Source organism: Betaproteobacteria bacterium (assembly GCA_016791345.1).
Classification (GTDB): Bacteria; Pseudomonadota; Gammaproteobacteria; order Burkholderiales; family JAEUMW01; genus JAEUMW01.
Genome location: JAEUMW010000010.1, coordinates 1 through 8,727 on the forward strand (window position 1 = coordinate 1; position 8,727 = coordinate 8,727).

The 8,727-nt window shown below is 64.7% G+C and carries 11 protein-coding genes; all 11 read right to left on the reverse strand.

The genetic code is table 11. The features are described 5' to 3' along the window. Positions 1–125: 125 nt before the first annotated feature. Positions 126–401: a hypothetical protein gene (locus JNK68_00260; protein MBL8538779.1), complete on the reverse strand. Its 276-nt coding sequence runs from the start codon at positions 399–401 to the stop codon at positions 126–128. Between the two features lie 7 nt (positions 402–408). Further along, positions 409–657: a hypothetical protein gene (locus JNK68_00265; GenBank protein ID MBL8538780.1), complete on the reverse strand. Its 249-nt coding sequence runs from the start codon at positions 655–657 to the stop codon at positions 409–411. Between the two features lie 89 nt (positions 658–746). Further along, positions 747–875, reverse strand: coding sequence for a DUF3149 domain-containing protein (locus JNK68_00270; GenBank protein MBL8538781.1), 129 nt, complete (start codon positions 873–875; stop codon positions 747–749). A gap of 31 nt (positions 876–906) precedes the next feature. After that, a complete protein-coding gene (locus tag JNK68_00275; protein ID MBL8538782.1) occupies positions 907–1,419 on the reverse strand; it encodes a FixH family protein in 513 nt (170 codons plus the stop codon). Then, on the reverse strand, positions 1,416–2,903 hold the full coding sequence (gene ccoG / locus JNK68_00280; protein ID MBL8538783.1) for a cytochrome c oxidase accessory protein CcoG: 1,488 nt from the start codon (positions 2,901–2,903) through the stop codon (positions 1,416–1,418). Before ccoG ends, JNK68_00275 begins: the two co-directional genes overlap by 4 nt. 37 nt (positions 2,904–2,940) lie before the next feature. Then, entirely contained in the window at positions 2,941–3,849 is a 909-nt protein-coding gene (gene ccoP, locus JNK68_00285) for a cytochrome-c oxidase, cbb3-type subunit III (protein MBL8538784.1), read from the reverse strand. Between the two features lie 6 nt (positions 3,850–3,855). Next, on the reverse strand, positions 3,856–4,044 hold the full coding sequence (locus tag JNK68_00290) for a cbb3-type cytochrome c oxidase subunit 3 (GenBank protein ID MBL8538785.1): 189 nt from the start codon (positions 4,042–4,044) through the stop codon (positions 3,856–3,858). A gap of 3 nt (positions 4,045–4,047) precedes the next feature. Continuing rightward, the gene (ccoO, locus tag JNK68_00295; GenBank protein MBL8538786.1) at positions 4,048–4,668 is read right to left on the reverse strand and encodes a cytochrome-c oxidase, cbb3-type subunit II; all 621 of its coding nucleotides are present in this window, start codon (positions 4,666–4,668) and stop codon (positions 4,048–4,050) included. Positions 4,669–4,687: 19 nt separating this feature from the next. Continuing rightward, on the reverse strand, positions 4,688–6,124 hold the full coding sequence (ccoN, locus tag JNK68_00300; protein ID MBL8538787.1) for a cytochrome-c oxidase, cbb3-type subunit I: 1,437 nt from the start codon (positions 6,122–6,124) through the stop codon (positions 4,688–4,690). 99 nt (positions 6,125–6,223) lie between these two features. After that, positions 6,224–6,415, reverse strand: a complete 192-nt coding sequence (gene ccoS, locus JNK68_00305) for a cbb3-type cytochrome oxidase assembly protein CcoS (protein MBL8538788.1) — start codon at positions 6,413–6,415, stop codon at positions 6,224–6,226. 3 nt (positions 6,416–6,418) lie between these two features. Next, on the reverse strand, positions 6,419–8,727 hold a 2,309-nt coding region (gene cadA, locus JNK68_00310; protein ID MBL8538789.1), incomplete at its 5' end, for a cadmium-translocating P-type ATPase.

Below are 8,727 nucleotides of genomic sequence, written 5' to 3' on the forward strand. Positions count from 1 at the left end.
AAGTTTCAGGAAGAAGGGCTTATCAGCGTCCAGAACAAGTACATCGAATTCAGGGACGCGGTCGGCCTCAAGGCGGTGATCGGCCAGCAGCACCGCTGCCAGGGCAGCTAGCTAGCAGCTGGCGCTCAGAATTTGTAGAAGACCCGGTTGAGATAGTCGACCACCGCGGCACGGTCTTCCGGCGTCCAGCCGAGTTTCTGATTGGCCTGCCAGCGATCGACCTGCTGCGCAAGCTCTCCCAGGTTCCGCACGATGGGATCGCGTCGCGTGTGTGCCTGGCAGGTGTGGCAGGAGACACAGTGATTGTCGTACAGCGCCTCGCCGCGGGAAACGCTGGGCGCCGCAGCGGAACCTGTCGAGCAGACGAGCAGAGCCGCCGCGACCACTAAACACAATGGCATTTTCAGATCAGTCGCAACAACCATCCGCGTCTTCGCGCTTCGGGCAACCGGGTGGACGCTCTACGGAAGGAAGCGGACAGCGGTTGATCTCGAAGGGCGATCGCTGCAAGAAGCACGTCAACGCGCTCGAGCCAGCTGCGAACGCCCAGAACAGGAAGAACCCGATCGAGTAGATCGCGGTTCGCCCGAGACCGAAAGGGCGCCCGAAAAGGCCGATATCCTCCGGGTCCACCAGTGAGAAAAAGATCATCGTCATCAGCCCGCCGACGATGAAAGCAGGCCACAACACCCAGATGAGCCTGCGCTCCGTGGTGTTGTCCCGTCCTTCCGATGGCGCGGCGCTGCTCACTTGCCCTCTTCTTCGATCCGTTTGCTGATGAAACGATAAAAGCCGTAGCCGATGGCGATCACGCCCACGATGGTGAACAGGCTTGCCAAGCCAACGGCACTACCGAACAGCTCGTTCCAGGCCATTTCCTGTTTTCCCCCGACCGCTGTGTGCAACTTACAGGGACTGCGGCATCAAGATCGCTTCTGCATCCCGTGGTACGAACATCTCGCCCATCAGACGCCATGTCTGCGGGGCATCTTCCAGGCTCAGCAGCCAGCGACCGTCGCGCAACGGTGAGAGCGCACCATCGTAGATCCCAGCGCCGGTTCTGCGCAGCGTCACCGACTGGTCGGCCCCGGCTCGGGTCGGGTGCAGCACGCGCAGCGCAAGGACGTCCGGCAACGGGTCCGATGCTTCGCTCCGGAGATAGACTCTGACACGCTGATTGTCGAAATTCCACAGCACGTTGGCACGCAGGCCGAGCAGCGCGGCCGCCTGCTCGCGGTGGATGACCTGATTGATCGCGAGCCCCTGCTTGTAATAGTCATCCGCTACCAGTCCATCGTCGCTCCTGATGGCAAGCCAGACGGTGATGGCGCCGGCCACGACGACGGTGAACGGCCCGGCGGCGAGGAGCCAGGGCCACGGCTCCCGGTACCAGGCGCGGGCTGCGACCGACTGTCTCATGGCGCTCGCACGTAGAAGCTCGAGTTCGAGCTGGCACTGAGCCGCTCATTGTCGACTGCGCGCACCTCGAAGTCGATGCGGTGTGAACCGGCCGCAACGGCGGCTGGATCGACCTGCACGCTGACCGGCACGATGAGCGACGCGGCCCCAGCCACGGTGACGACGGGCGGATCAGCGACCAGCCGCACACCCGGCAAGCCCTGCACCGACATCGCAAACTGGTGCCCGGACTCGGCGGTGTTCATGATCTGCAGGCGGTAGACGTTCTCGATCCAGCCATCGCTCGTCTCGCGCACGAGATTGGCACGGTCCTTCAGCACGTTCAGCTTGACCGGTACGCGCATGGCGAGCGCTACCGCCATCGCCGCGACCACCGCCGCGAGGATCGCCGAGTAGATGAGCACCCTTGGCCGCAGCAGGTGTGAGGTGGCCCGGCGCAGGGGGGTGGCCTCCTCGGCGTGCTTTCCCTGCATCGCGTTCTCGGTGGAGTAACGGATCAGGCCGGGCGGGTACCCCATCTTGTCCATGACCTGATCGCAACCGTCGATGCACGCCCCGCACGCGATGCACTCGTATTGCAGCCCCTTGCGGATGTCGATGCCGGTCGGACAGACCTGCACGCAGATCTGGCAGTCGATGCAGTCGCCGAGCCCCTTGGCGCGATAATCGACGTTCTTGGGACGCGATCCCCGCGGCTCGCCGCGGGCCGGATCGTAGGTGATGATCAGCGTATCGGGGTCGAACATCACGCCCTGGAAGCGGGCGTAAGGGCACATGTACTTGCACACCTGCTCGCGCATCCAGCCCGCATTGCCATAGGTGGCAAAACCGTAGAAGAGCACCCAGAACCATTCCCACGGCCCCAGGTTGAAGCTCACGAACTGACTGAGCAGACTGCGGATCGGGGTGAAATAGCCGACGAAGGTGAGGCCCGTCCACAGGGAGACGGCAATCCAGATCCCGTGCTTGGTGCTCTTGATGCCGAGCTTGCGCGCGCTCCAGGGCTCGCGGTCGAGCTTCATGCGCTTCATGTGATCGCCCTCGACGTGCTGCTCGATCCACATGAAAAGCTCGGTATACACGGTTTGCGGGCACGCATAGCCACACCACAGGCGCCCTGCCACCGCGGTGAACAGGAACAGCGCCAGCGCCGAAATGATGAGCAGGCCGGCAAGGAAGATGAAGTCCTGCGGCCATAGCACCAGCTCGAAGATATAGAAGCGCCGCGCGCCCAGGTCGAAGAGCACGGCTTGGCGACCGTTCCACGTGAGCCACGGCAGGCCGTAGAAGATCACCTGCGTGAAGATGACCAGACCCCAGCGCCACTTGGCGAAGAGTCCGTGCACGGCACGCGGATAGATGGTCTTGCGGACTTCGAAAAGGTCGAGCTCGACCGAGTTCGGTTCGACTCCCGGACTCGGTACCTTGGGCAGCGGGCTGCTCACTCCCGCACCGCCCCCGGGCGGCCCGGCGCGGCCGCCCAACCCTCACACAACCCTGTCACAGGCATCACGCCCCTCTCTATTTCTTCTGCTGAGACAGTGAGTAAACGTAAGCGGCCAGAATGTGTACCTTCGTTTCCCCGAGCAGATCCTTCCACGGCGGCATCTGATTGTTGCGGCCCTTGGCAATGGTCTCGGAGATCGTCGCGAGCGATCCACCATAAAGCCAGACGTTGTCGGTCAGATTCGGCGCCCCTAGCGCTGGGTTGCCCTTGCCGTCAGGCCCATGGCACGCGGCACAGACCGCGAACTTCTCCTTTCCCTCCGCTGCGAGCACCGGGTCGAACGGCTTTTGTCCGGAGATCTCTCGCACGTAGTTCGCAAGCGCCTTGACCCCCTCCGCCCCGCCGACCGCGTCGATCATCGGTGGCATGACCCCGACGCGACCGTCCATGATCGTGGTCCGAATCGCCTCGGGTGTCCCGCCGTACAGCCAGTCGCCGTCGGTAAGATTGGGGAAGCCCCTGGCGCCGCGGCCGTCGGAGCCATGGCATTGATAACAATAGGCCAGGAACAGCCGCTGCCCCATCTCGCGTGCCTCGGGGTTCTCGGCCAGCGCTGGAATGTCCATCTTGGCAAACTTCTCGTAGATCGGATCGTATTCCTTCGCGGCGAGTTGCTGTTCCCGCTCGTACTGACTCACCGAGGTCCAGCCGAGGAGTCCGGGGAACGAGCCGAGCCCGGGATAGAGGAGCAGATAGACCAGGCTGAAGACGACCGTGATATAGAAGAGGTAGGTCCACCACATCGGCAGCGGGTTGTTCCATTCCTGCAGGCCGTCCCAGGCGTGACCGGTCGTGGTGAGCTGCTCGCCCGCGACGCGCTTCTTGCCGCCGGTCATCTTCAGGAAGACCGCGCACCCGATCACGCTCACGAGCGTGACGATCGCGATGTAGGGGCTCCAGAATCCACTCGTGAAGTCGCTCATCTTTTCCTACGCTCCATGTTCTTTTGAGGTATTCCGGGATTTGCCGGCCGCCATCGATTCGTCTTCGTCGAAGGGCAGCCGTGCGGCCTCGTCGAAGGCACGCTTGCGCCTGCCGCTGAAAGCCCAGAAGACGATGCCGAGGAACACGACGAACAGGATTACCGTCAGGACCGACCGGATGTCGTTCATGTCCATCATCTACCTCGCGGACTTGAGCGAAGTGCCGAGCACCTGCAAATAGGCGACCACCGCCTCCACTTCGCTCTTGCCGGCAACCGCAGCAGTGGCACCGGCGATGTCCTCGTCGCTGTACGGCACACCGAGCGTGCGCAGCGCTTTCAGCTTGAGCGGCGTCTCCCTGCCGTCGAGCACCGCGTGCTGCAGCCAGGGATAGGCCGGCATGTTGGATTCGGGCACGACATCGCGCGGCTGATTCAGGTGAACGCGGTGCCACTCGTCCGAGTAGCGCCCACCGACGCGCGCGAGATCCGGACCGGTGCGCTTGCTGCCCCACAGGAACGGACGGTCGTACACCGACTCACCCGCCACGGAGAAGTGGCCGTAGCGCTCGGTCTCCGCCCGGAACGGGCGGATCATCTGCGAATGGCACGTCGAGCATCCCTCCCGGATGTAGATGTCGCGCCCCTCGAGCTGCAGCGGGGTGTACGGCTTCAGGCCCGCCACCGGCTCGATCTGCGACTTCTGGAAGAAGAGGGGCACGATCTCGACCAGACCGCCGACGGCTACCGTGAGGACGGTCAGCACGATCATGAGGCCCGTGTTGCGCTCGATCTTTTCGTGCCAGTTGAGTCCAGACATATCAATCGCTCCTTTCGAGTCAGGCGTGGGCGCCGGCAGGGGCGGGAATCTGCGCGTCCACCGCCTTGTGGCCGGCGATCGTCTTGAGGACGTTAAAGACCATGATCAACATGCCGCTCAGGAACAGGACACCGCCCAGGAGGCGGATGCCGTAAAACGGGTATGTCGCCTTCACGGCCTCGACGAAGCTGTACGTGAGCGTCCCGTCCGGGTTCACCGCGCGCCACATGAGACCCTGCGTCACGCCGGCGATCCACATCGCCGCGATGTACAGCACGACACCGATGGTGGCGACCCAGAAGTGCAGCGTGATGAGCTTGACGCTGTACATCTCGGTGCGGCCGAAGAGCCGTGGGATCAGGTAATAGATGCTGCCGATGGTGATGAACGCGACCCAGCCGAGCGCGCCCGAGTGCACGTGGCCGATCGTCCAGTCCGTGTAGTGCGACAGTGCATTCACCGTCTTCACCCCCATCATCGGGCCTTCGAAGGTCGACATGCCGTAGAACGACAGCGACACGATCAGGAACTTGAGGATCGGGTCATCGCGCAGCTTGTGCCAGGCACCCGACAGCGTCATGATGCCGTTGATCATGCCGCCCCAGGACGGCGCGAGCAGGATCAGGGAGAAGATCATGCCGAGCGACTGCGTCCAGTCCGGCAGGGCGGTGTAGTGCAGGTGGTGCGGGCCGGCCCACATGTAGGTGAAGATGAGCGCCCAGAAGTGGACCACCGAGAGCCGGTAGGAATAGACCGGGCGCCCCGCCTGCTTCGGCACGAAGTAGTACATCATGCCGAGGAAGCCCGCCGTCAGGAAGAAGCCGACGGCATTGTGCCCGTACCACCACTGCACCATCGCATCCTGCGAGCCCGCGTAGGCCGAATAGGATTTCCAGCTCGACAGGGCGATCGGCAGCTCGGCGCTGTTCACGATGTGCAGCAGCGCGATGGTCAGGATGTAGCCCCCAAAGAACCAGTTGGCGACGTAGATGTGCGGCGTCTTGCGCTTGATAATGGTGCCGAAGAACACGATGGCGTAGGCCACCCACACGATAGCGATGAAGACGTCGAGCGGCCACTCGAGCTCTGCGTATTCCTTCGACGTCGTGTACCCGAGCGGCAACGTGATCGCGGCGAGCACGATGATCGCCGTCCAGCCCCAGAACGTGAAAGCCGCGAGCCGGTCGCTGAAGAGGCGTACGTGACATGTGCGCTGCACCACGTAATAGGAAGTCGCGAACAGGCCCGAGCCGCCGAACGCGAAGATCACGGCGTTCGTGTGCAACGGTCTGAGCCGCCCATAGGACAGCCACGGTATGCCGTAGGTTAGATCCGGCCAGATGAGCTGGGCGGCGGCGATGACGCCGACCAGCATGCCGACGATGCCCCACACGACGGTCATGATGGCAAACTGCCGAACCACGGTGTAGTTGTAGGTATTCGCCTGCGAACTCATGTTCCACGTCTCCTTGACGTTCTGAAGATTTTCTGCTTCGAGGGCGCAAGCACCCGCGGCGGACACAACCCGGAGCCCATCTCGGGATACGGTAAGTGACTATCTCTGATCCAGATCAATACACCGCCCAGGACCGACTGTCGCACCCGGGCTGTCGTCGTCCATCAGGATCCGGTGCGCAGGGCCCTCGAGATCATCGAACTGCCCGCTCTTCAATGCGTACCAGAACACCGCCGCAATCGCAAAGACCAGCGTCACGGACAACGGGATGAGCAGGTAGAGAATTTCCATGCGCTAGCCGGCCCGCGCTGCGAGAGGCCGACATGCCGGGCCGTCGCCAGCCGCCGCACAGGAAATGTCCCGCTCCGGACGTGCGAGGCGCAGCGCGTTCAACACCACGGCGAGCGAGCTCGCCGACATGCCGAGACCGGCCATCCATGGCGTCACATGTCCGGCGATCGCAAGCGGCAGCGCCACGACGTTGTACGCGGCGGCCCAGAGCAGATTCTCGCGAATAATCCGCCGTGTCCGGCCGGCGACGCGGAAAGCCGTGGCGAGATGTTCGAGGCGGTTCGACAGCAGGATCATGTCGCTCGTCCCCTGCGCCACGGGCGTGCCACCGCCCATGGCGATCGATACCGCTGCACCGCCCAGCACCGGCGCGTCGTTCACGCCGTCACCGATCATCGCGACGATCGCACCGCGCGCCTGCAACGCCTGCACATATTCGAGCTTGCGCGCCGGAGTGACTTCCGCGACCACCTCGCGGATGCCCACACTCGCGGCGATCTCGCGCGCGGCGGCGGCGCGGTCGCCCGACAGCAGCACCACGGTGCGGCCGGAGGCGGCAAGCGATTGCACCAGCGCTCGTGCGCCTGCGCGTACCGTATCGGTCAGCCGAAACAGCGCGAGCCACCCGTCTCGGTCGCCCAAGCCGACCAGGGTCGCACCGTCGCCTGCAAGCGCAACGGGTAACGGCCCCGCCAACGCCGCAACGAAGTCCGGGGCGCCCAGGCGCAGCAATCGGCCATCCACCGTTCCCTCGATCCCCGCGCCGGGCAGGTTGTGCACGTCATCCGCCGTGACCGCGTCAGTCTGTGCGTGCTGCGCGGCGCGCCGCATGGCGCTGGCAACCGGATGCTCGGAGCCCCACTCGAGCGCTGCGGCGAGGCGCAGCGCGTCGCGCTCCGTGGCATCGCCGAGGACCTCGACGCCCGTCAACTCGAGCCGGCCATGCGTCAGGGTGCCGGTCTTGTCGAAGATGACGTGGGTCGCACGCGACAGCGTTTCGAGCGCATGCCCGCGCGTCACCACCACACCGAGCCGGGTGAGCGCCCCGGTGGCCGCCGTGAGAGCGGCCGGCGTTGCCAGCGACAGCGCACAGGGACAGCTTACGACCAGCACCGAGACCGTGACCCAGAGCGCCCGCCCGGGATCGATCATGCCCCATGCAGCCGCAGTGGCAGCGGCAACCGCCAGCAGCACGGCGACGAACACGCGCGCGGTACGGTCGGCGAGCTGCGCCAGTGCGGGTTTGTCGCTCGCGGCGCGATCCAGCAGACGCAGAATGCCGGCAACGACGGTCTCCGTGCCGACACGGGTCACCCGCATCACCACCGGGCTCGTCACGTTCACGGCACCGCCGGTAAGCGCAGCGCCGCGCACCTTGAGGACCGGCCGACTCTCGCCGGTAAGGAGCGAATCGTCCACCTCGGTGGCCCCTTCGACGATCTCGCCGTCGGCGGGGATCGAATCTCCCGGCTTCACCAGCACGCAATCGCCGGGCTTGAGCATCGAGACCGCGATGCGTTCGGTTGCGCGCGTGCGCGGAAAACCCGTGAGACGCGCGGCAAACGCCGGCATCAGCTTGAGCAGTTCTTCGGCCGCGCGCCCAGCGCTGGCGCGCGCGCTCATCTCGAGAAAGCGCCCGCCGAGCAGCAGGAAGACGAACATGGTGATTGAATCGAAATAGACTTCGCCGCCGCCGCGCAACGTGGCGACGACGCTCGCGACGAAGGCGACCGCCACACCGAGTGCCACCGGCACGTCCATGCCGACGCGACGCTGTTGGAGGTCGCGCCATGCCGCCGCAAAGAAGGGTGCAGCCGAGTAGAAGACGACGGGTGTGGTCAGGATCAGACTCGCCCAGCGCATCAGGCTCTCGATGTCGGGGCTCATGTCGCCATCGGCGACGTACGCCGGATACGCGTACATCATTACCTGCATCATGCCGAGGGCGGCGACGAAGAGGCGCCACAGCGCCGTCTTCCGCTCGCGTTGGGCAACCTCGTCGAAGCGCGCGGTATCGAAAGGATGCGCGGTGTAGCCGATATCAGCGACCGCCTTGAGGATGTCGGAGAGCCTGAGACGACGCTCGTCCCAGCGCACGTAGGCACGGCGCGTGGCGTAGTTGATCGCTACCGAGACGACGCCGGGCATTCGGCCAATGTGCTGTTCGTTCAACCAGACGCAGGCGGCACACGCGATGCCCTCGAGGATGAGGGCAGCCTCGCGCACGTGCGGCGCGGCCTCGCGCACGAAGCTCTGCTGGACCGCGGGATCATCGTAGAGCCGCAGTTCGTCGAGAAACGCGGGCACGGCTT